This is a genomic window from Pseudoalteromonas sp. J2K-J031, assembly GCF_058197095.2.
Map to the genome: position 1 here is coordinate 381,908 of NZ_CM200279.1, position 22,371 is coordinate 404,278.

General features: G+C 39.7%; 16 protein-coding genes. 11 read left to right on the top strand and 5 right to left on the bottom strand.

Features of this window, described 5'->3' with window-relative positions; all coding sequences use genetic code 11:
• Positions 1 to 64: 64 nt before the first annotated feature.
• From AC3KZC_RS01805 to AC3KZC_RS01815, 3 genes are all read left to right on the top strand, one after another.
• Positions 65 to 679 carry a trimeric intracellular cation channel family protein gene (locus AC3KZC_RS01805; protein WP_490579542.1) on the top strand — a complete coding sequence of 205 codons (615 nt, stop codon included), beginning with the start codon at positions 65 to 67 and terminating at the stop codon, positions 677 to 679.
• 38 nt (positions 680 to 717) lie between these two features.
• Positions 718 to 2,238: a YifB family Mg chelatase-like AAA ATPase gene (locus AC3KZC_RS01810; protein WP_490579541.1), complete on the top strand. Its 1,521-nt coding sequence runs from the start codon at positions 718 to 720 to the stop codon at positions 2,236 to 2,238.
• Between the two features lie 84 nt (positions 2,239 to 2,322).
• Positions 2,323 to 4,035: a tetratricopeptide repeat protein gene (locus AC3KZC_RS01815; RefSeq protein ID WP_490579540.1), complete on the top strand. Its 1,713-nt coding sequence runs from the start codon at positions 2,323 to 2,325 to the stop codon at positions 4,033 to 4,035.
• A gap of 26 nt (positions 4,036 to 4,061) precedes the next feature.
• Here AC3KZC_RS01815 and AC3KZC_RS01820 read toward each other — a convergent pair whose 3' ends face one another.
• Together AC3KZC_RS01820 and AC3KZC_RS01825 are read right to left on the bottom strand one after the other, a co-directional pair.
• Positions 4,062 to 4,766 (bottom strand): response regulator transcription factor, encoded by a 705-nt coding sequence (locus tag AC3KZC_RS01820; RefSeq protein ID WP_490579539.1) that lies wholly within the window; start codon positions 4,764 to 4,766, stop codon positions 4,062 to 4,064.
• Between the two features lie 172 nt (positions 4,767 to 4,938).
• The gene (locus tag AC3KZC_RS01825; protein WP_490579538.1) at positions 4,939 to 7,395 is read right to left on the bottom strand and encodes an alpha/beta hydrolase family protein; all 2,457 of its coding nucleotides are present in this window, start codon (positions 7,393 to 7,395) and stop codon (positions 4,939 to 4,941) included.
• A gap of 312 nt (positions 7,396 to 7,707) precedes the next feature.
• Between AC3KZC_RS01825 and AC3KZC_RS01830 the strand changes: the two genes are divergently transcribed.
• From AC3KZC_RS01830 to AC3KZC_RS01850, 5 genes are all read left to right on the top strand, one after another.
• Positions 7,708 to 8,340 (top strand): 2OG-Fe dioxygenase family protein, encoded by a 633-nt coding sequence (locus AC3KZC_RS01830; RefSeq protein ID WP_490579537.1) that lies wholly within the window; start codon positions 7,708 to 7,710, stop codon positions 8,338 to 8,340.
• A 12-nt stretch (positions 8,341 to 8,352) separates the two neighbouring features.
• Positions 8,353 to 9,588 (top strand): cysteine desulfurase-like protein, encoded by a 1,236-nt coding sequence (locus AC3KZC_RS01835; RefSeq protein ID WP_490579536.1) that lies wholly within the window; start codon positions 8,353 to 8,355, stop codon positions 9,586 to 9,588.
• Between the two features lie 841 nt (positions 9,589 to 10,429).
• Positions 10,430 to 11,068, top strand: coding sequence for a class I SAM-dependent methyltransferase (locus AC3KZC_RS01840; protein ID WP_490579535.1), 639 nt, complete (start codon positions 10,430 to 10,432; stop codon positions 11,066 to 11,068).
• Positions 11,069 to 11,123: 55 nt separating this feature from the next.
• Positions 11,124 to 11,699 (top strand): Der GTPase-activating protein YihI, encoded by a 576-nt coding sequence (yihI, locus tag AC3KZC_RS01845; RefSeq protein ID WP_518525905.1) that lies wholly within the window; start codon positions 11,124 to 11,126, stop codon positions 11,697 to 11,699.
• On the top strand, positions 11,696 to 12,193 hold the full coding sequence (locus AC3KZC_RS01850) for a DUF2489 domain-containing protein (RefSeq protein WP_490579835.1): 498 nt from the start codon (positions 11,696 to 11,698) through the stop codon (positions 12,191 to 12,193). The genes yihI and AC3KZC_RS01850 overlap by 4 nt, the downstream gene beginning before the upstream one ends.
• Positions 12,194 to 12,369: 176 nt before the next feature.
• On the opposite strand, the gene hemN is transcribed toward AC3KZC_RS01850, so the two are convergent.
• The gene (gene hemN / locus AC3KZC_RS01855; RefSeq protein ID WP_490579834.1) at positions 12,370 to 13,740 is read right to left on the bottom strand and encodes an oxygen-independent coproporphyrinogen III oxidase; all 1,371 of its coding nucleotides are present in this window, start codon (positions 13,738 to 13,740) and stop codon (positions 12,370 to 12,372) included.
• A 595-nt stretch (positions 13,741 to 14,335) separates the two neighbouring features.
• Here hemN and AC3KZC_RS01860 point away from each other — a divergent pair.
• Positions 14,336 to 15,577: a malic enzyme-like NAD(P)-binding protein gene (locus tag AC3KZC_RS01860; RefSeq protein WP_490579833.1), complete on the top strand. Its 1,242-nt coding sequence runs from the start codon at positions 14,336 to 14,338 to the stop codon at positions 15,575 to 15,577.
• Positions 15,578 to 15,617: 40 nt separating this feature from the next.
• Here the strand turns inward: AC3KZC_RS01860 and metJ are convergent, their stop codons facing one another.
• A complete protein-coding gene (gene metJ, locus AC3KZC_RS01865; protein WP_009840547.1) occupies positions 15,618 to 15,941 on the bottom strand; it encodes a met regulon transcriptional regulator MetJ in 324 nt (107 codons plus the stop codon).
• Between the two features lie 244 nt (positions 15,942 to 16,185).
• Between metJ and metB the strand changes: the two genes are divergently transcribed.
• Entirely contained in the window at positions 16,186 to 17,451 is a 1,266-nt protein-coding gene (gene metB / locus AC3KZC_RS01870) for a cystathionine gamma-synthase (protein WP_490579832.1), read from the top strand.
• Positions 17,452 to 17,457: 6 nt separating this feature from the next.
• Positions 17,458 to 19,803, top strand: a complete 2,346-nt coding sequence (metL, locus tag AC3KZC_RS01875; RefSeq protein ID WP_490579831.1) for a bifunctional aspartate kinase/homoserine dehydrogenase II — start codon at positions 17,458 to 17,460, stop codon at positions 19,801 to 19,803.
• Positions 19,804 to 19,870: 67 nt separating this feature from the next.
• Here the strand turns inward: metL and AC3KZC_RS01880 are convergent, their stop codons facing one another.
• On the bottom strand, positions 19,871 to 22,333 hold the full coding sequence (locus AC3KZC_RS01880) for a penicillin-binding protein 1A (protein WP_490579830.1): 2,463 nt from the start codon (positions 22,331 to 22,333) through the stop codon (positions 19,871 to 19,873).
• Positions 22,334 to 22,371: the final 38 nt, after the last annotated feature.

Consider the following 22,371-nt stretch of genomic DNA (forward strand, 5'->3'; position numbering starts at 1 on the left):
GCTAGACTTAATTTGTCTAGCCCTTTTTTGTTTGTATTACGATAAGTTGATATTTGAGAGTGTTATGGAAGCGTGGTTTCTTTGGTTTGATTTAATTGGTGTTGCAGTGTTTGCTATTTCGGGGGCGCTGGTGGCGCACCGTAAAAAGCTCGATGGTTTTGGAGTGATAGTACTTGCCGCAGTAACAGGTATTGGTGGGGGGACAATTCGCGATGTCATTCTCGATGCACCTGTCTTTTGGTTGCACAACCCAAGTTATCTTTATTCGATTTTAGGTGCATCCGCTATCACCATTTATTGGCTCAATAAACGCGGTGCTATGCATAAAATTATTATTGAAAGTGCAGATGCCCTTGGTTTAGCCTTTTTTGTGGTGATGGGGGTGCAAAAAGCGCTTGATTACGGCATGCCGAATATCACCGCAGTGGTGATGGGTGTCATAACAGGTTGTTTTGGTGGGATGATCCGCGATGTACTGGCCCGCTCTACGCCAATGGTATTAAAAAGTGAGCTATATGCAACGACCTGTATTTTTGGTGGTATTGTTTATACCCAATGTCTAAACTTTGAAGTGGCCAAAGAAATTGCCATGATCTTAGGAATGTTAGCCACCCTTTCTTTACGTGCAGCTGCAATTAAGTGGCGTTGGAGTTTACATGTTTTTAAATATCCAAACTAAACTACAATAATTATATTATTTAAATTAAAGGACATGGAATGTCTTTAGCGCGTATTTATTCTCGAGCCCAAGTGGGCATTCAAGCACCTGAGGTCATTGTTGAAGTTCACTTAGGCAACGGTTTACCTTCATTTAGTATTGTCGGATTGCCCGAAACCTCTGTTAAAGAAGCCAAAGATAGGGTGCGTAGCGCGCTTATTAATTCTCAGTTTTCATTTCCAGATCAACGAATTACCGTTAATTTAGCCCCTGCTGACTTACCCAAGGAAGGGGGGCGGTTTGATTTAGCTATTGCAGTTGGTATTTTGATTGCCTCAGAACAATTAACATGCGCTGATATTGGTCAGTATGAGTTTTATGGCGAGCTGGCGCTAAGTGGTGAGATTCGCACTGTATCGGCTATTATCCCAAGTGTTATGGCTGCCACAGTCGCTAATCGCTGTTGTGTTTTACCGAGTGAAAATGATCCGCTAGCAAGCTTAATTGAGGGTTCAAATCGTAAAGCCTGTGCGAGTTTACAGCATGTTTGGCTTGATTTAAGTGGGCAAATTCCCCTTGCGTTTAATCAGGCGTATCAAATGGCTGAACCTCAAAATAATGAGGCTGAGCATTTACTTGATCTCAATGAAGTTAAGGGGCAACAGCAAGGTAAGCGTGCGTTAGAAATCGCCGCGGCAGGTCAGCATAATTTATTGTTTTTAGGGCCGCCAGGCACAGGTAAATCAATGCTAGCGCAGCGCATGACGGGTATCATGCCGCATATGAGTACCGCAGAAGCGCTCGAAACCGCAGCAGTGTATTCTATTACGGGCCAACAAATTGAATTAGCAAATTGGCGCAAGCGACCTTATCGAAATCCCCATCATACCTGCTCAGCGGTTGCGCTGGTGGGTGGTTCATCGAACCCTCGGCCGGGGGAAATTAGTTTGGCCCATAATGGTATTTTGTTTTTAGATGAGTTGCCAGAATTTGAGCGTAAGGTGCTTGATAGTTTGCGAGAGCCAATGGAAACGGGCAAGGTGGTGATTTCGCGCGCTGCTCGCCAAGCTGAATTTCCTGCTAATTTTCAATTGATTGCTGCGTTAAATCCAAGCCCAACAGGTTGCCATACCGATAAACGCTCAACCCCTGACCAAGTATTAAAGTATCTAAGTAAAATATCTGGCCCATTTTTAGACCGTATTGATTTACAAGTTGAATTACCAAGGCTGCCTGCTGCGCAACTGCAAAGCGTTGAGCATGCAGAGTCAAGTGTTCAAGTGAAGGCGCGTGTTGTGGCGGCGTATGAAATACAAATGAAGCGTCAAGGAAAGGTTAATGCACTGCTCAGCAACAAGGAAATTGCCATACATTGTTCGTTGGCTGAGTCGGAGTCGCAATTTTTAGCACAAGTAAGTGAAAAACTAGGGTTATCTCCTCGCTCGTATCATCGAATTATCAAAGTGGCGCGTACCATTGCCGATTTAGCGGGCGAACCGCAGATTTGTTTAGCACATTTGAAAGAGGCTATCGGTTATCGTGCTTTAGAACGGCTGTTAAATCAATTATCTCAGTATTAATCATGACTTTCTGCATTTAGTGGTTTGCACCATAATTTACCAACTGTTAACATGCTATTTGTTGATATTTATAAGGAGAAAGATATGAAAAGATTAGCGCTTTTACTCGGTTCACTATTTAGTGTGCCTGTAGTGGCTGATGCAAATAAAGCGATGGATCTCTATCTTAATCAAAATTATCAACAAGCGTTTAATCTTTTCTTGGATACCGCTCATTTGGGGCATGCAAAAAGCCAATTTAATATTGGTGTGCAATATCTTCGTGGTCAAGGGGTGCAGGCTGACCCAATCATGGCATACAGTTATTTAACTTTAGCACTTGATAATGGCTTTATGATGGCAAAACAAGCTCGTTTGTCTGTTGAAAAAAGGCTTTCTGAAGAGCAGCTGGTTGAAGCTGAAAAGAAGGCTCAAGATTTAATCGCACTGTATGGTGCTAAGGGAAGTGATAATTTAGAAAATAAGTTCGTTTATGCTCGTACTATTAATCCAACACCAAAACGTACTATTAACCCTGATGCTGAATATCCGTCTACTTTTGCTCGAGAGGGAGTGCCTGGTTTTGCCTCGTATTTATTTGATATTGACCGTAATGGGGTACCAAGGGATTTAGTGTTATTGCAGTCTTATCCAGATGCTGCATTTGGTGAAAGTATTAAAGAAAAGCTCGAAAACTCGCGCTACCAAATTCTAAAAGTTGCAGGGAGCTTACGTACGTTCACTAATGCCCAATTTAGTGGTGTATTTCGAAGTGCTAACCTTTCAGCTGAAATGAAAGAAAATATTGCCAGTAAACAAACGGTATTATTAGGGCAAGCGAAAGTAGGGGATATTAACGCACAAGCTGAGCTGGCCAACATGTTAACACTGATGAATGATGTTGCAGACCATGTGGCTGAGATTGACCCAGAGAAAGTGCTTGGTGCGAAAGAGCTGCCCTCGCGCATTTTTTTCAAAGACGATATGCAGCCTGAATTCAACTTTAGCGATAACATAACTGGAAATTTTCATAATTTCAGTTACTTAGTCTGGGTAGATCAACAGGGGAAAGTGAGTCAGAAAAAGCCTTTTTATAGTCATGCCGTACCGCAGGCGCTAATTGATAATGCTGTTGCGACCTTAGATAAATGGGAGTTGACCTATTTAGAGCCGCAAAAAGTAAAGTCAGAACAAGGCCCTTATCTGGTTGAGTTCTTTTATAATAATGAACCTAAAAACACGCGATTTTCGAATTATCTAACGCGCAGTAATGTCACTATTAAAGCTATTGTTAATAAACCTAAAGAGCAATTAGCAGACTATTGGCGTAAGGAAGCAGCGAAGGGGGGGCACGCAGAAAGTTTGTTTTTATTAGGGGCAAACTGTAATTTACCACTTCTTACCATTGCTGCTAACAACGACTTTTTACCTGCTCAAGTACAAGCCGCAAAATGTATTTTGCAGAATGAAGAGTTAACCGGCAATGAGCAGCAGCGCGTTGAAAACTGGTTAAAAGAGGCATCGATCAAAGGTAATTTAATCGCTAAGCGAGAGCTGGCGGGTTTGTATGCGCGCAGTTCTAATATGCGTAGTGAATTAGAGCAAGCCATTGCACTGGGTAAGGAAGTGATAGATAAAGAAGATGACCCGTGGACGCTTGAGTTTATGGCTGCAGCGTATGCAAAATTGGGGCAGTTTGAAGATGCTGTTTCGCTACAAAAACAAGCAGTGAAACAAGCATGGAGCAAAGACTATTTTATGGCACCGTTTGAGCAACGTTTAACTGCGTATGAAAACTCTGAAATAGCCCCGTGGTAATCAGTCGTTTTTAAAACATGATTTCATTAACCTAACGAAATCATGTAACCTTTACCGCGTACTGTCACAATGCGTTTTTGGTCTTTTTCGTCACCGAGTTTTTTACGTAACCGACCAATTAATACATCGACTGTTCTATCGGCTGGACTCCAATCTGTTTGGCCTATCTCTTCTGATAGTTTTTCGCGCGACGTTGCTTTACCTGCATTTGAAATTAAACAAATTAGCACTTTGTGTTCGGCTTCAGTGAGGCGCATTTCTTCACCGTTACCACAAATTAACGTGCGGTGCTCGGGATGAACTTTAATGTCGGCATATTCGATGTAGTCTTCAGAATCATCTGTATCAATTACGATCCGCTTACACAGCGCACGCATGCGAAGTTCTAGCTCAAGTAAATCAACGGGTTTGCAAATATAGTCATCGGCACCTTGCGCTAATCCGGCAATGCGGTCTGATTGTGAATCACGACTTGAAAGCATGATAACGCCAATATTCGTAAAAGCATTGAGTTCTTTGGCAAGTAATAAGCCGTCTTTACCGGGTAAAACAATATCAACAATCGCTAATTGAATCGCGTTTTGAGGGTTGTGCTGCTGAGTTTGCACAATCTTAAGGGCTTGAGTTCCTGTCGTATCAATCACAAAGCTAAAGCCACTACCACTGAAGTGGGTTTCTATGCGCTTAACTAATAATTCGTCATCTTCGACCAATAAAACTCTAACTGTCATTATTATTTATCACAAATTTTGGGGAGTGAATTATACCATCAATCTAACTTGTTCAGAAAAACAAGGCGATAGTAATTTTGTATGTAAATGTAAACAATTATAGACTTAAAAGTCCATTATTCGAACAAATTGCTTAAAAAGGGCTAACCACAAGTGTTAGCCCAAATAAAGATTACTGATTTGGGTAAAGAGAGTTCCACCATTGGGGTTGGTTTTTTAGCTTTGCATCAAAATAAGCAAGCATGGTATTCCACCAATGAAAACGCTGCTCTCGCGTAATAATTTGGTGGTCAGCCCCTTTGTATTCAACTAACTCAACATCTTTATTCAATAATTTAAGCGCTGTGTACATGTTATGGCTTTCGCCTTTTGGCACATTAGTATCGGCATCACCATGAATTAATAGTAGTGGTGTTGTCACTTTATCGGCATGAAAAACAGGGCTACGCTGGCTATAAAGTTCACTGTTATTCCACGGAAAGCTATTTTTAGAAGCCTCGCCAGAATATAAGTAGCCCCACCAACCTTGACCCCAGTATGAGGTAATGTTTGAGATGCCAGCATGAGCAATTGATGCGCTAAACATATCGGTTTGAGTAGCAAGTAACATTGTCATGAAGCCACCGTAAGAGGCACCTAAGTTACCTACTTTTTTAGCATCAACATAAGGATATGCTTTTAGGAACTCTTGTGTGCCTTGCATAATATCATTGGCAGTATATTCACCCCATGCATTAACGTGTTTAGCCGAAAACTCTTGGCCAAAGCCAGTTGTTCCGGTTGGTTGAATTACATAGACTACGTAACCATGATCAGCCCATAAATTAAAAGGATAACGGCCTGTAAAGCCTCGGTTAACCGGTGAAGTACCTCCGTAGTAGTAAACGAGCGCAGGGTATTGTTTATTGCGATCAAGATTATGTGGTAAGTACACACGACCACTGATTTCAACGCCTTCTTTATTGGTAAAGTTAAACTCATCTAGTTTTGCAATGTGAGAGTTTGCATAAAATTCAGAATGAGAATTCCATAGAGTCTCTGCATTATTCTTTTTCAAATTAATGCGCTGTAAACGCTGCGCTAAAGAAGCGTTGCTACCAGTAACCAATAATTGAGCGTTTTTTTCTTCACTGATTGAGAAACGCTCTACCACATCTAATTCAGTATCGATTTTTTTGAACTGATTTTTCTTGTTATCAAAAAGATACAGTTGTTTTGTGTCTTTTTCAGTTACATACACAATCGCATCTTGGTTATTGATAACCGTAAAGGCTTCAATTGCCGGATCGAATTTTTTTGATAATGCGGTTACTTTCGTGCCATCGAAGCTGACATTGTAAAGTTGCCCGTCATAGTTGTTTGCTAATAATTCGGTGGCAATGGTTCTGCCTGCACCTTCTTTAAAATCAGGCCCTGCAGTAATAAATAAACCATTTTTATGGTAGCGGGCTTGGTTAAAGGTGCGGTATTGGCCAATGAGGGTTTCGCTATTATCAGCTAAATTAACTTCAACAAGCTGCGTTAGCATGTGTGGAGGCGCTTGGTAGTCAATTGGATTGCGGCTAAGCAAAACGGTGTTACGGGAGGCGCTGTAATCTTCTAAACTATGGCTATGTGATTGATTACTTACTTGTCGTATTAAGCCAGATTGAAGGTCGAGTAAGTAAATGTGATTACTATTGCGCGCATAAGACCAGCGATCTTCCAGTCCTTTATAGTGTTTTGTTAGGCCTGTATTGCTTGGTGCACTTTTATACCACGAAAAAATTAAGGTATTAGAGTCGAAAAACTCAAAATTACTCGCCCCGTCTAATTTGTCAGTAATCATTCGGCTGGTTAATGTTTTGCGTTCAAGGCTGCGTAATTGGCCATTGACACTGTAAATGAGGGTTTTGTTATCTGGGCTCCACGCAAAATTTGATGCTTCACCATTATCCCAGCTATAGCGTACTTGGTAATTAGCATCGCGCAATTGTGTTGTTGTAATTGCTCTATCACCGTTTTTATCATCGTAACGAGTTGATGAAATCACCATGTTTTTGGCATCGGGAGCTAGGCTGATCTGACTGATTGTTGTTGCATCAAAAAGCTGTTTGGCAGAAAGTTGATTGAGCTCTTTGACTACAGTAATTTGGTCGTGGTCTGCTTTACCTGCAAAGTCTATGGCGACTTTATTCCAATCTGCAACCTGCTCAGCCAACATTAGTAACTGATATTCACCAGTTGGTAAGGTGAGTTCAATCGCATTGTCTTTGAGAGCGTTCGCTTGGCCATTAATAAATAAAGTGCCCTTATCGATACCCTTAAACGTCATTTTACCTTGGGTAAAGCGTTCGACTTCGATATTAAATTTTAATGCTTGAATGCCCGCAGCGGTGAGTTGTTGAACAGACTCTAATGATTGCCACGATAACGTATTACCAAACACGTTCATTTTAGCGGTATCTTTAGTTAGTTCAGCAGCTAAATTTGCCAATATTGCATCTTGTTGGCCGGTTTCATGGGGTTTTAATTGGCTTAGCTCGGCAAGCGGTCCAATGTAATTAATGTCTTTTTTATTTAATTCAAGTGCATGTAATTGTGTGCTTAACGCAATTAAGCAGGCAGTGGAAAGTAATTTTTTCAGCATCGGGTTATCCAATCATTTGAAGTGCGCTTACTATAATCATTTTTCAGTTTTTACGGCACTGTTGTGCGATAAATCTATATAGATAGACGATATTTGGCAGTCGATTTACCCTTTATTAATTCACGCCGCGAAAAAGGCTGGCTGTTTGTAATTAAATTGTGAATTAAATTTATTTGAATAAAAAAATCAATAAATATGTATTTTAAAGATAAAAAAGGTAAATATTTTTCATTGGTTGCTTTTTATAGCTATAAATCTGCGCTTGGTATGCATTAAAATTCCATTAATTAATCTGCTTTTTGTAGGAAAGATATGAGTGCTTTGAACAACCAGAATTTATTGCAGTTGCGTTTCTTAAATCAAGAGACGATTGCGCAAGTGAAACCATCATTTGATGACTTGCCAACCAATCCTTATGCGGACGGGGCATTTCGTTTGCGTCGCTATTGTGTGATTAAAATGATTGATGGCCAATTAACATTGCAGCCAGCAAAAGCATTTGTACAAAATGACGATATTAATACATTTCAAGGTAATGTAGAGCGAGTTTACGAAAACTTATCGCCGCAGCTACTTGCGACAGATGGTATGAAGCATATCGTAAACGAGTTTTGTCAATTGAGTCAGATTTCGCCTGATTCTGAAATAGAAATTCATCAATTTAGAATGCTTGCGATTGATAGTGATACACCACCGGCACCCGAAGGCATTCATCAAGATGGTTTTGATCATGTTTGTATTTGTGGTGTTTCGCATGAAAACATCGAAGGTGGCGAGTTACTCGTGTACGAAAACCGCGATGTTGAACCTTGTTTTAAAATGGCAATTAAAGACGGCATGTTTGCACTGATTAATGATCGCCACGTGTGGCACAACGCAACACCAATGAACAAAATTAATGCTGATAAAGTCGGCTATCTAGATTGTTTTGTGCTTACTGCTTAAGAGATTTTAATCATGAATGTAACGGCTCTCCGTCAGCAATTTCCAGCTTTAAATCAATTTGTTAATAACAACACTCCGATTTTTTTTGATGGCCCAGGTGGCTCACAAGTACCACAAGGTGTACTTGATGCAATGGGGGCTTATTTGGGGTTTTATAACTCAAATTTAGGTGGTGCATTTTTCTCAAGTGAAAAAACAGTTGAAGTGATGGCGCAGGCGCGTCAAGCGGTCGCGGATTTACTTCATTCTCCAAGTGCGGATCAAATCGTATTTGGTGCGAATATGACAAGCTTAACCTTTAGCTTTAGTCGAGCAATTTCAAGAGATTGGCAAGTTGGTGATGAAATTATCGTAACCAATGCAGATCATTTCTCGAATGTATCATCGTGGCAATTAGCCGCTGAAGATAAAGGTGTAAAGGTCAACACTGCTCGAGTTAATGAGGCTGACTGCACTCTTGATTACGATCACTTTACTGCACTACTTAACAAAAAAACCAAATTGGTTGCTGTGACGTATGCCTCAAATACCACAGGTTCAATTAATGATATTAAACGTATTGTTGAAGCTGCGCATAAAGTTGGGGCCTTAGTTTATGTTGATGCGGTGCATTTTGCGCCTCATGAGCTCATTGATGTGCAAGCGCTCAATTGCGATTTTTTAGCGTGTTCAGCTTATAAGTTTTTTGGCCCGCATGTTGGTATTGTTTACGGCAAGCGTGCGCATTTAGAAGGGTTTACGCCTTATAAAGTGGAACCTGCTAAAGATCTGATCCCTGGTCGCTGGGAAACGGGCACGCAAAGTTTTGAAGGGCTTGCTGGTGTGGTTGCCGCCATTGATTACATTGCTGCAATCAGTGATTTACCAAAAACAGAATCTCGCCGAGCTCGCTTGGCTGATGCTTTTGCCATTAGTAAAGACCATGAGATGGCACTTAGTCAGCATTTTCTAACGCGTTTAGCTGAATTTCCACAAATAAAATTGTATGGGATCAGTGATATGACGCGATTGGCTGATCGCACTCCAACGTTTGCATTGACCTTTGCTGATCATGCTCCCAATGAGGTGTCGCGTTTTTTAGGCGATGCTGCAATGTGTGTGTGGGATGGTCATTTTTATGCTCAAGGTTTATGTGAGCAGCTAGGGGTATTACATACTGGCGGTGTGGTTCGCATTGGTTGTATGCATTACAACACCTTAGCTGAAATTGATGCGCTATTTGATCGTATTGCTTTATTGTTGAAATAAAAAAGAGCATCTAAATCTTAAAGGCGATATTCGAAAGACTATCGCCTTTTTTGTTTTTGATTCACTGCAAATTTTTTGTTGGCTATTACTACAAGCTGACTAATAGTAGGTATCAGAAAGCTTCGTCTCAAGCTCATAAAGAGGCTACTGTAGAAGTGAAAAAACAGGTACCGAACTCGAAAATTATGAAGTTTTTACTTTTCAGAGATTATTTGAAATATTTTAATTAGCTTGTTTTTTATGCAGTAAATGGCATTTATTAACTTTAATTTCTTTAGAATAACAAAGTAACATTGTTTTTGTGGGTTATATCTCACAAGGTTTGTGAGAATAACGCTATGTTTACGTGTGCGTTAAGTCTGTTTATCTTTCTGTGGTTAGACTTAAGTCTATGTAATTAAAATGAATCAAAAATTATGTCGTTATTTTTATTATTTATTTTATATAAATTAGTTGTAACAAAATTATTAACAAGTATATTAATGCCTGTCGCACAGACAAACAAAACAACACGGAAAGGCGTTAATACGGAAGTTATAGCGATAAATTTGCGCAAAAGGGGACTTGAACGTTAAAACTAGTTAGTTTTAAGTTCACCAAAGGAATGCAAAGAAAGTGTTAGGAAGACCGAAAATAATAAAATTCATGGAAGTTTAATAATAAAAACAATATGGATAGTAAAAAAATAATAAAAATATGACTGAAGACAATGATCGAACAGTCGAAGGGAGAGGTGTCCAGGTTTCTAGACACTCGAATTAATAGGCGGTAGAGCAATCTACCGCCTTTTTATTTTGTTTTTTGTTATACTGCACCCATTCACATGCTAACCCATCTCACTATGACTAATTGTTGCACTCTGTGTGGTGCTGACGCTATATCACATTTTCATACCGACAAGCGCCGAGAATATGTTCGATGTTCGGTGTGTCATTTGGTGTTTGTACCAGAAGCTTTTTACCTCAATACTGAGGATGAAAAGGCCATGTATGACAATCATGATAATAATATCGAGGATGAAGGCTATCAGCGGTTCTTACAGCGTGTGGTGAGTCCTTTAGTTGAGAAAATAAGCCCTAAAAGTATCGGGCTTGATTTTGGTTGTGGTCCTGGCCCTGCTTTAGCGCACATGCTGACGCAGCTAGGATTTAGCATGAATGTCTATGATATTTTTTATGCACCAGATAATACAGTGCTAAAGCAGCAGTATGATTTTGTAACTTGCACTGAGGTGATTGAGCATTTTAATCAGCCAGCTAAAGAGTGGCCGCTGCTCGTGTCATTAGTGAAATCAGGTGGAGTTTTGGCGTTAATGACTAAGCTAGTGATTGATCACGAACGCTTTTTAAATTGGCATTATAAAAATGACCCAACCCATGTGTCTTTTTTTAGTCGTGAAACGTTTGAATTTTTAGCAAAGCGAGACAATTTAATGGTTGAGTTTGTTGGTAATGACGTAATCATTTTTAAAAAGCCATAACGAAATCTTACCTATTGATGTAAAATACACCCAATTACTGAACGGTTGAAAGCAAATGAGCAGAACGAAAACACGTAAAGGTGGCAGCCTTGCCCCAAAAAAATTAAGTAAAGATAAATTGAAAGAAATGCGCGCACTAAAAGATGTGCGTGCAAAAGCAAAAACAGGAAATAAACCTGGTACGCGTAATGCTGTTGAAAGTAAAAAAAGTCAAACAGAAAATACTGTGAAAAAAGACGTACAACCAGGCAAAGGAAGTAAAAAACCAGTTAGCTTAGTTGGCGGTGCTGCAGCTGTAATCGTGGCAGAGCCAGTACTGAAACGTCACCTTGAACCTCAAGTTGAATTGAAAAAGGTTGCCCCTGTCGAACTTTCTCCAGAGCAAGAGTTAGAGCAACTTGAAAATGATCAACGTTTACTTGATTTAATCGATCGCCATGAAGGTGGTGAATTGTTAACAGGTAAAGATGCCAAATACTTTAATACTAAAATCGCCCGTCATCAGGCTTTATGTGAGCTATTAGGCATCGAAGATGAAGATGATGAGCAAGATGATGATATGTATAGCCAGTTTTTATCAAATAATTTAGCTGATGAGTGGCTAGATGATGATGACGAGGACGATAAATGAGTGCGTTATTAATCGTAAGCTTTATTTTAGGTACGGTTATTATTGCAGGGCTGGCATTTTATGCTGGCCGACTCTTGCTCCAAGTAAAAGTACAAAATGAAAATATAGCGGCAAAAAAAGCAGAGTATTTAGCTCAGCAAGCACAGAAAAACCTTAAGTTATCCGACAGCATTAATTTGATTGCTAAAGCGATGAAAGAAAAGCAATGTGAATATTCGGAAGGGTGCTTACGCATTTGGGTCTTGATGTCACAATATCAGTTTGGGCAAGAGCTTGACTTAGTTAAGGCTTATCCAGGTGTTTATAAAATGTATGATGCGGTGAAAGATATGCCGACACATCAAGCCCGTAAAAAATACTCAAAGAAAGAGATTTTTCAGCAAGATTCTTTACGCTGGCGTAAAGAAGAAGAGTTTGAAGCTGAAATTATGCAAGATTTAGCGCTAATCATTGAGCGCTTTCCAGCAGATCCTGCTACAAAAACGGTACTCTAATCGTTTCAGTTATAAAAAAGCGACCACGAGGTCGCTTTTTTATTTTTTGAGCCGGTTAATCAACCTCAAAATTAGATAATCAATCTTCTCAGTTTGCTACTTACAACGTTTACAGTGTTGGATTAACATCCGATAGGTCAGTTATTAACACGGTAATCCTCTTCGGTGACTAGAGGTTAAATAACTTGTGAAAAACGGGTGAGCTTAGCTTGGCGCTGTAAATATGCATCAAACGCCATACAAATAATGCGAATAAATAGCCGCCCTTTTGCTGTTACCGTAATTGAGTTAGGCTCGATAGTGACCATATTATCGTCTGAAAGTGCGTGCAACTGCGTTAAAGCAGCTGAAAAGTAGTCATTAAAATCAATACCATACTTATTTTCAATTGTGGGTATATCAAGTGAAAAATGACAAATAAGTTGACGAATAACATCGGCTCTTAAACAATCGTCATCATTTAATGTCAGCCCTTTGCATACCGCAATTCCTTTAGTTTCTACAGCTTGGTAATAGTCTTTTAACTCTTTAGGATTTTGAAAAATACTTTTTCCAATCTGAGAGATTGAAGACACCCCTAAACCGAGTAAATCACAATCACCATGTGTGGTATAACCTTGGAAGTTACGATGTAAAAGCCCTTGTTGTTGTGCAAGCGCTAAGCTGTCTTCTTTCTTTGCAAAATGATCCATGCCAATTAATACATAACCAGCTGCGGTCATTTGCGCTAGGGTATTTTTAAACATAGTTAGCTTGTCTGCAGCGCTCGGTAAGTCTTGTTCTTTTATCTTGCGTTGTGCGGCAAAGCGGTCTGGGATATGGGCATAATTAAAGACTGACACTCTATCAGGTGACAGGCTAATAAGCTGATCTATTGTTGCAGCAAAACTTTCAGGTGTCTGTAATGGTAAACCATAAATCATATCGGTATTAACAGACTTAAAGCCAAGTTTTCGCGCTTCAAGCACTAAATTCGCGACATTTTCGGCACATTGTTCACGATTTACCGCTTTTTGCACTTCATCATTAAAATCTTGGATCCCAAATGAGACACGATTGAATCCTAAGCTATAAAGAGCAGTTAGCATGTTATCAGCAAGTGAGCGAGGATCTATTTCAATCCCTTTTTGTGCGTCAGGTTTAAAATTAAAATATTGATTCAGCATCTTAATCAAACGGCTCATTTGCGGTTCATCAAGAAAAGTTGGAGTGCCCCCACCCAAATGCAGTTGTTCCACTTCATAGTGTTGGAAAAATGGTGCTTGAGCTGCTATTTCTTGTTCTAGATAATCGAGGTATAAATCGGCTTTATGTTGATGGCGTGTCACTATTTTATTACAGCCACAGTAGTAGCAAAGCTGATGGCAAAACGGAATATGGATATAAAGTGAGAGTTTTTTATTGTTTGTATCCGTCAGTGCATGAAGCATCTCTTTTTTGGTAAAGCCATCATTAAATGATAGAGCTGTAGGATAAGAGGTATATCTTGGCCCTGAGACGTTATATTTCTTGATGAGCGAGTCATCCCAATCAATGGTATTTTGCACGACGAATGCCTTCGAGGAAGTTAGTTAGGCATAAAATTATAATCTTGCTACAAATCTCCGCTTTGATCTGGCACAAAGTCAATCAAAGTTATACAAAACGTAGTGTGGCTCAAATTGCAAATTTATTCACTTAGCCGAGTTAATTTCGAGCGTTGTTGCTGCGCGTTATTAATGCAACGCTAGCATTGACACTGAAATTTAAACTGGTCACATCTGTTTTTATCTTGAGGCTTAATGTGGTTTTTTAAAGGTAATTATTACGCAGTTAGACGTAGTTTGTTTGAGTGCTTACTTAATTTTTTATTGGTTGTATTCAGTTATAAAAAGCTAATTCCTTATGCTTTTTACAACTGTGTTCGATGATTTTATATTCATAATTTTGCTTATTTATATGCATAAATAAGTTATGTTGATAGGTAATTTCTGCGAAAGAGAGAGTAAAATCACTAAAAAAAGGTAGAATATAGGCAAATGATCGTTTTTTGATGTTTGACAGTATTTTACTTGAAATTCTGCTTAATACAGGTATCGTTAAACTCAGTAGCGAATTTTATCTCACTCTCACACTTAACTTCTTGCAGGAAAATATCGCCTCATGTCAGACTTTAGAGAACAAGCTTTAAAATATCATGCCGAACCCGTTCCAGGTAAAATCAGTATTGAATTATCAAAACCCGCTGAAACAGCCAAAGATCTTGCGCTAGCATATAGCCCAGGAGTTGCTGAGCCTGTTCGAGAAATTGCAGCAAATCCAGCTGATGCTTATAAATATACCGCTAAAGGTAATTTAGTTGCTGTTATTTCAAATGGTACGGCAATTTTGGGATTAGGAAATTTAGGCCCACTCGCATCTAAACCTGTGATGGAAGGTAAAGCGTTATTGTTTAAGCGCTTTGCGGGCATTGATTCTATTGATATTGAAGTAAAGCACCGCACTACAGAAGACTTCATTAATACGGTTGAAAATATTGCTGACACTTTTGGTGGCATCAATCTTGAAGATATTAAAGCACCTGAGTGTTTTGAAATCGAAAAAGCCTTAATTGAGCGTTGTGATATTCCAGTATTTCATGATGACCAGCATGGCACTGCGATTGTAACTGCAGCAGGTATGCTTAATGCGTTAGAAGTACAAGGTAAAAACTTGCATGATGCGCAAATCGTGTGTTTGGGCGCAGGTGCGGCCGCGATAGCCTGTATGGAGCTTTTGATTAAGTGTGGTGCTCAGCGTGAGCATATTTATATGCTAGATCGCAAAGGCGTCATTCATACGCGTCGTGATGATTTAAACGAATATAAAGAGCTGTTTGCAAATAATACTGATAAGCGCACTTTGCAAGATGTGATCACTGATGCCGATGTGTTTGTTGGTGTGTCAGGCCCTAATTTAATTACAGCGGATGACTTAAAGTTAATGGCTGATAAGCCTGTTGTTTTTGCATGTTCGAATCCAGATCCTGAGATTCATCCCGATGAAGCAAATGCAGCGCGTTCAGATTTAATCATGGCAACAGGCCGTTCTGATTATCCAAACCAAGTGAATAACGTGTTGTGTTTTCCGTTTATTTTCCGTGGTGCGCTTGATGTGCGAGCAAAAACAATTAATGATGAAATGAAAATTGCTGCGGTAAATGCAATTCGCCAGATAGCGAAGGAGCCTGTTCCTGTTGAGGTGTTGCAAGCTGCTGGTGTCGATGGATTGGAATTTGGTAAGCACTATATTATTCCAAAACCAATGGATCCGCGTTTATTGCCTCGAGTGGCATTGGCAGTGGCCAAAGCTGCGGTAGCATCAGGAGTTGCTAGAATTCCTTTACCAGATAATTACATGGAATAATTAATACGTTAAAAAAGCCTCAACTTAGTTGAGGCTTTTTTTATTCGTCTTCTAAAACGGGGAGTTCTAATCCCATTCTAAGCATAATGTCGCGGACTTCGGCTGGCACATGTTCAGGGTTATCTTTACGTAAATCTTCATCATTAGGTAGCGGTTGACCAGTAAAAGCATGAAGAAAAGCTTCACATAACAATTCACTATTGGTGGCGTGGCGTAAGTTATTAACTTGGCGGCGCGTACGCTCATCAGTTAACACTTTAAGCACATTTAGTGGGATAGAAACGGTAATTTTTTTTACTTGCTCAGATTTTTTACCGTGCTCTGCATATGGGTGAATGTATTCACCATTCCATTTTGTTGCCATAAATATTGGTTGCCTTAATTGAACTGCGTGCCTTGTTTGCCAATGTTGTAATGATTATAAATTCAAAAAGATATTATTTATAATCTAAAGTTATTGGCTTTGTCGTGGCGAAATTTTATCGGTTTAAAATATATAGTCAAATACCATTTATTTAGCTATTTAGACGTATAAATGTTTTGACTTCTCCTTGATGATAATCTAACCTTTTAGACGTCTAAACATCTAACTGTTTGTGGGTTTTAAAATGAACGATACCAAAAAAACGACTATCGCAGTCCGTAAAGGAATTGAAGCGGATAAACATCATGGTGCTGTTGTACCACCTCTTTATTTATCAACGACTTATTCGTTTGCTGATTTCAATACTAAACGTGCATATGACTATGGCCGCAGTGGTAACCCTACGCGTGATATTTTAGCTGAAACATTAGCAGAGCTTGAAGGTGGCGTTAAAGGCATTGTTACAGCAACGGGTATGGCCGCAGTTCATTTGGTCACTCAATTGTTATCAAGTCAAGATACACTCGTGATCCCGCATGATTGTTATGGTGGTAGTTATCGTTTATTTACCAGCTTAGAAAGACGTGGTTTATTAAAATTAAAGGTAGTTAATTTTACACTTGAGCAAAGTTTTGTAGAAATTGAGCAAATCAAACCAAAATTAATTTGGATTGAAACACCGAGCAACCCGTTATTGCGTTTGACTGATATTGCTAAAGTTGTCGCTACGGCGCAAAAATGCGGCGCATTAGTGGCTGCAGATAACACCTTTTTATCACCAGCTTTGCAAAATCCAATTGAGTTCGGGGTTGATGTTGTTGTGCATTCAACCACTAAATATATTAATGGTCACTCAGATGTAGTGGGTGGCGCTGTTATAGTTCGTACGCAAGAGTTAGGTGATGAGCTTGCTTGGTGGGCTAATAACATTGGTATTACTGGTGCGCCATTTGATAGTTATTTAACCTTGCGTGGCATTCGTACATTAAATGTTAGGATTAAACAACATGAGCAAAATGCTTTTGCAATTGCACAATATTTAGAGCGTAGTCCTTTTATTAAAAGTGTTTATTACCCGGGCCTTGAATCGCATCCGCAGCATGAGTTAGCGAAAAAACAACAACGTGGTTTTGGTGGGATGGTGAGTTTTGATATCAAAGGTGATATCAATGATGCCGCCCGCTTTTTAACTAATTTTAAGCATTTCACGTTGGCTGAGTCTTTAGGTGGCGTTGAAAGTTTAATTTGCCACCCTGCGACTATGACGCATGCAGGGATGGATCCAAAAGCACGTTTAGAAGCCGGTGTGGGTGATACATTAATTCGAATTTCCGTTGGTATTGAAGATGTTGAAGATTTATTAGCTGATTTAGAACGAAATTTTTCTGAAACTCGCCCAGGTGAGGCGGATATTAGCCCGGTATCTGTTTCAAAATCAGTGCAATCAGACGAGAAAAATGACTCTTCTGCTGCATTTAGTTTTAGTCCCGCTCACGTTGCATTATGGTAATTTAATATGATTCGTTCAGTTCATAAATTTGGTGGTTCTAGCTTAAGCAGCGCGCAGCGATATCATGCGGTCGCCAATATAATTTTACAACAAGCCACATTAGGTGACGTGATTGTTGTTTCTGCGGCAGGTAAAACAACCGATACATTAGTTAAATTGTGGCAAAGTTATCAGCAGTCTGATCAACAGGCCGTAAATGATGTTTTGGCCTTACTCTCTGCAAATCAGTTTGATTTAATTAATGACTTATTAACCGATACTTTTAAAAAAGTGGCATTAGAGCAATTAGATTCAGAGCTTATTTCGATTACTAAAAAAATTACTCAAAAGCATCTCGAAGAAGCGCATCTTTTAGCTCATGGTGAGCTGTGGTCTGCACGATTACTTGGCTTATATTTACAGCAACTTAGTGTTGCCGCACAAAGCTTTGATGCAAGAGATTTACTGGTTTTAGAGCAAGGTGTTTTACTGCATCAACAAAATGAAAGTGCTTGCCAGCAGTTTAATCTTGATAAATATAATGTTGTTACAGGCTTTATAGCCAGTGACGAGCAAGGTAATACAGTGACGTTAGGGCGTAATGGCAGTGATTACAGCGCTACGTTATTTGCACGTTATATCTCTGCTGCCAGTGTTTCAATATGGACTGATACCCAAGGCGTATTTAGTACTGATCCACGTAAAGTAAAGCAGGCTATTCGTTATGGCAAAATTTGTCGTGGTCAGGCAAATTTACTTGCTCGATTAGGTAATCCGGTTTTACATGCCAAAACATTAACACCGCTTAAAGATACCGACATTAAGCTCGTTGTGCGCAGCAGTTTTGATAGTAGTAGTGCAGCGACTGAAATTGTGAAAGAGGGTTTTGCCAAACAAAAGCGCTTTATCACTAATTTAGATCATTACGATTTATTAAAAGTAGCTGATTTACATGAAGGTGAAGTAGGTGAGCTTAGTCGAGTAGTGCAGCACGCTTTGCATCATTTTGTTGAACAAGGTGAAGTATATTTACTCGTACCAGCTGCTTTGGGGCGTCAGGTATTGGCCTTGTTGGCTGGGCGTTGTAATTTAGTCGAGTCGAACGTTTCAGGTATCGCTTTAGTTTGCCAACATGGTGATGGTCATCAGTTGGCACAGGCCGCAAAATCAATTTTGGCAGAAAATAATGTTAATTTACGTTTTGCTTATAGCCATGATGATTATTGTATTCTGCTTTGTGAGCAGCAGTTTGATACCGATAGACTGACAATTTTGCATGATAAGTTAGTCAGTGTGTCACAAGAGTTAGCTGTGGTTGTTGCAGGTTTGGGCAATGTTGGTACCGTGTTTCTTGAACAGTTAAAAGAGCAGTTAAGTCGTCTCAATACATTGTTGCCTGTGGAATTGGTTGGTTTAATTCGAAGCGAGCAAATGCTATTCAATCCAACCGGTATTGATGTACAAAATTGGCAAGCTGCGTGGCAGGAAAATTCAGTTTCATATCATGAAACTGAATTATTAAGCCATTTGGCTGAGCTTGATTATGAACATAAGTTAGTAATTGATATCACAGCAAGTGAGCAGTTTAGTCAATTATACCCTCAATTTGTTGAGCATAACTGTCATCTTATTTGCGCTAATAAATATGCAGGAACGGCTCCACTTGCTTGGTATGAGCAATTACAACAAAATTTAAAGTTACGTAATTTGCAGTGGCGTTACAATACCTCTGTTGGTGCCGGATTACCGATTAATTTTGCTTTAAATGATTTGCAAAATTCAGGCGATAAAGTGCAAAGGCTAAGTGGTGTTTTCTCTGGTACGTTGTCGTGGCTTTGTTGTCACTATACTGGTGAAGTGCCTTTCTCTGAGCTAGTGATGCAAGCAAAAGCAATGGGTTATAGTGAACCCGATCCAAGAGAGGATCTTTCTGGTCGGGATGTACAGCGTAAATTACTTATTTTAGCCAGAGAGTTAGGTTTAACCTTGGAGCTTGATGATATTGCGCTTTCGCCTTTAATGCCTCAAGCATTGAGCGAAGGTGATTGGGCATTTTTTGTTGATAATCTACCTTTGCTCGATACTTATGTGAGTGAGCTTGCAGCACAAGCAGCGTTGGAAGATAAGGTATTACGTTATGTTGCTGAACTCGTTTTATCGGGTGATAAAGTGACTGCTCGGGTTGGGCTGCAAGGTGTTGCTAAGCAAGATTCTTTAGCGACTTTAAAGCCGGGTGATAATATTTTTGTTATTAATAGCCGTTGGTACCAAGATAATCCACTGGTGATCCAAGGCCCTGGCGCTGGTAAAGAAGTAACAGCGGCTGGAGTACATTCGGATTTATATTGGCTTTGTGTTTCACTTGCTAAGTAACTGATTAAAGCTAAAAATAAAAAAAAGGCGCATCGCGCCTTTTTTTGTGCCTTTTCAATATCGATGATTAAAACAGTTCTTCACCTTCAGACTCCGGCGAATTGACTTCAAAGATGGCTTCAGCTTTTGGTTGTGCGTATTGGGTTGGCACAGTCTCTTTGGTGAAAAATTCAAAACCGCTGCGGTGGTCAGTTTTGTCACTTAATAGCCCTGAGGCAAAATCAATTCTTACCGAAATTAACCCATCAGGTTGATAGACATTTGATTGTGGCATGCCTTCAAGTGCATATTCCATGAAACTGAGCCATGCAGGAAGTGCTGTTTTAGCACCTGACTCGCCACCGAAAGTCTGGTTTTTATCCAGGTTGCTATTGTAGCTTGTACGACCAAGCGGAATGCCTGGATTATCAAAACCAACCCAGGTGGTAGTGAGTAAGTCACGATTGAAACCAGTAAACCATGTATCAACAGCGTCATTGGTAGTACCTGTTTTACCTGATAAATCATGACGCTTTAGCTTTTGAGCGCGCCAACCTGTACCTTGCCACGCTGTTTTATGTTGCCAGCTACCACCACCCCAAATCCCGCTTTTTAACGCATCTGCAATCAAAAATGAGTTTTGTACGCTTATTACACGCGGTGCATAGTGAAAACTATCTTTTATCTCATCATTTGAGCATTCGGCACACGCAACTAAAGGTTGAGTCTGTTTTAGGAGGTTATTATTGGCATCATTAATACGTTCAATAAAAAAAGGCTCAATTAAGTGGCCTCCATTAGCAAACGCCGCCATACCTGTTGCAAGCTCGAGTGGAGAGAGGGAGATACTGCCAAGAGCAAGAGATTCATTGCGTTGGATATCTGCAGGGCTAAAGCCAAATCCAAGTAAATAGTCAGCGGTTTTATTAAGTCCGACCGCTCTTAATAAACGAACAGAAATAACGTTTTTGGATTCGGCAAGTGCACGTCTTACGCGGATAGGCCCAACATAAACCTCGGGATCATTTTTAGGACGCCATGCGGTGCCATTTGTTTCGTCCCATTTATTGATTGGAGCATCATTCACAATGCTTGCGAGTGTGAATCCATTCTCTAGAGCGGCAGAGTAAATAAAAGGTTTGATGTTGGAGCCAACTTGGCGTTTAGCCTGAACAGCACGATTGTACTGACTTTGTTCAAAACTATATCCTCCAACAATCGCTTTAATCGCACCATCTTGTGGGTTTAAAGAAACAAGAGCGCCAGATACTTGAGGAATTTGACTTAAGCTCCAGTGGCCATCTTGCGACTCTTTTAACCAAACAACAGCACCAGTATTAAGTATTTGGCTTGCACTTGAAGGTGCTGGGCCTTGTTTGCTGTTACGTAAATAAGCCCGAGCCCACTTCAATCCATCCCATTGCACCGTAATAAAACGACCATCTTTAACAAGAGCTGTAATTGACTGTTCTTGAACGCCGGTAACGACAGCGGCTTTTAAATCATTAAATTCTTTAGCTTGTGCTAGGTAATCAAGAATATCACGAGGTGCCCATGCTTCTTGTGTTTCAAAATCCCACAAATGAAGGTTTGGGCCACGATAACCATGACGTGTATCGTATTGCTCTAGGTTATCTATAACTGCTTTTTCGGCCATTAATTGTGTATTGGCATCAATGGTTGTGTAAACGCGAAGCCCCTTATTATATGCATCCTCTTCACCAAACATTTTGACCATTTCAGCGCGCACCATTTCTGATAGATAAGGTGCTGACACTTCAATTTCTGCCCCATGGAACTTAACGGTGATAGGTTCATTAATTGCATCTTGATACACAGCTTCAGTTATGTACTTTTCATCGAGCATTCTCGCTAAAACAATGTTTCGGCGTTTTTTAGCTCTTTGTGGGTGCCTAAAAGGATTTAAAGCAGAGGGGGCTTGTAATAAACCAGTGAGCATTGCATGTTGCGAAAGTGTTAATTCACTTATGTGCTTACCAAAATAAACTTGTGCAGCAGCACCAACGCCAAATGCTCGGTTACCAAACTCCATTTTGTTTAGATAAAGTTCTAAAATTTCGTCTTTACTAAGTAACTCCTCAATGTGTAAAGCGATAAATATTTCTTTAATTTTACGTATGTAGGCTTTTTCACGTGTTAAGAAAAACCCCCTTGCAACCTGCATGGTTAACGTACTGGCACCTTGCTTTTTCTCTCCGGTAGTTATAAGTACAATAGCAGAACGGATAATACCGATAGGATCAACACCGGGATGATCATAAAAACGACTATCCTCAGTCGCAATAAGCGCATTTATTAAGTCTTGAGGCATTTGTTCGATGCTTAAAGGAATGCGTCTTTTTTCACCAAACTGATTAATTAACTTGCCATCTTTAGTAAAAACTAAAAGTGGTGATTGTAGCTGGACGTCTTTTAAAACCTTCACACTTGGAATATCTGATTTAACATAATAGTACAAACCTATTATGCTCAAAATACCTAAAGCGCTACAAATGATAAGAAAACGTAAAATGTTTTTAAATAAAGTCACTTAAATATCCTTAAACAGACTCCCATTTAGGTTTTAAC

What these genes read in the sequence shown, in the direction of transcription:
- AC3KZC_RS01810 (WP_490579541.1), top strand. Translation starts at nt 718, where the DNA reads ATGTCTTTAGCGCGTATTTATTCTCGAGCCCAAGTGGGCATTCAAGCA.
- AC3KZC_RS01815 (WP_490579540.1), top strand. Translation starts at nt 2,323, where the DNA reads ATGAAAAGATTAGCGCTTTTACTCGGTTCACTATTTAGTGTGCCTGTA.
- AC3KZC_RS01835 (WP_490579536.1), top strand. Translation starts at nt 8,353, where the DNA reads ATGAATGTAACGGCTCTCCGTCAGCAATTTCCAGCTTTAAATCAATTT.
- AC3KZC_RS01830 (WP_490579537.1), top strand. Translation starts at nt 7,708, where the DNA reads ATGAGTGCTTTGAACAACCAGAATTTATTGCAGTTGCGTTTCTTAAAT.
- AC3KZC_RS01860 (WP_490579833.1), top strand. Translation starts at nt 14,336, where the DNA reads ATGTCAGACTTTAGAGAACAAGCTTTAAAATATCATGCCGAACCCGTT.
- AC3KZC_RS01820 (WP_490579539.1), bottom strand. Translation starts at nt 4,766, where the DNA reads ATGACAGTTAGAGTTTTATTGGTCGAAGATGACGAATTATTAGTTAAG.
- metJ (WP_009840547.1), bottom strand. Translation starts at nt 15,941, where the DNA reads ATGGCAACAAAATGGAATGGTGAATACATTCACCCATATGCAGAGCAC.
- metB (WP_490579832.1), top strand. Translation starts at nt 16,186, where the DNA reads ATGAACGATACCAAAAAAACGACTATCGCAGTCCGTAAAGGAATTGAA.
- AC3KZC_RS01825 (WP_490579538.1), bottom strand. Translation starts at nt 7,395, where the DNA reads ATGCTGAAAAAATTACTTTCCACTGCCTGCTTAATTGCGTTAAGCACA.
- AC3KZC_RS01840 (WP_490579535.1), top strand. Translation starts at nt 10,430, where the DNA reads ATGACTAATTGTTGCACTCTGTGTGGTGCTGACGCTATATCACATTTT.
- AC3KZC_RS01850 (WP_490579835.1), top strand. Translation starts at nt 11,696, where the DNA reads ATGAGTGCGTTATTAATCGTAAGCTTTATTTTAGGTACGGTTATTATT.
- metL (WP_490579831.1), top strand. Translation starts at nt 17,458, where the DNA reads ATGATTCGTTCAGTTCATAAATTTGGTGGTTCTAGCTTAAGCAGCGCG.
- AC3KZC_RS01805 (WP_490579542.1), top strand. Translation starts at nt 65, where the DNA reads ATGGAAGCGTGGTTTCTTTGGTTTGATTTAATTGGTGTTGCAGTGTTT.
- yihI (WP_518525905.1), top strand. Translation starts at nt 11,124, where the DNA reads ATGAGCAGAACGAAAACACGTAAAGGTGGCAGCCTTGCCCCAAAAAAA.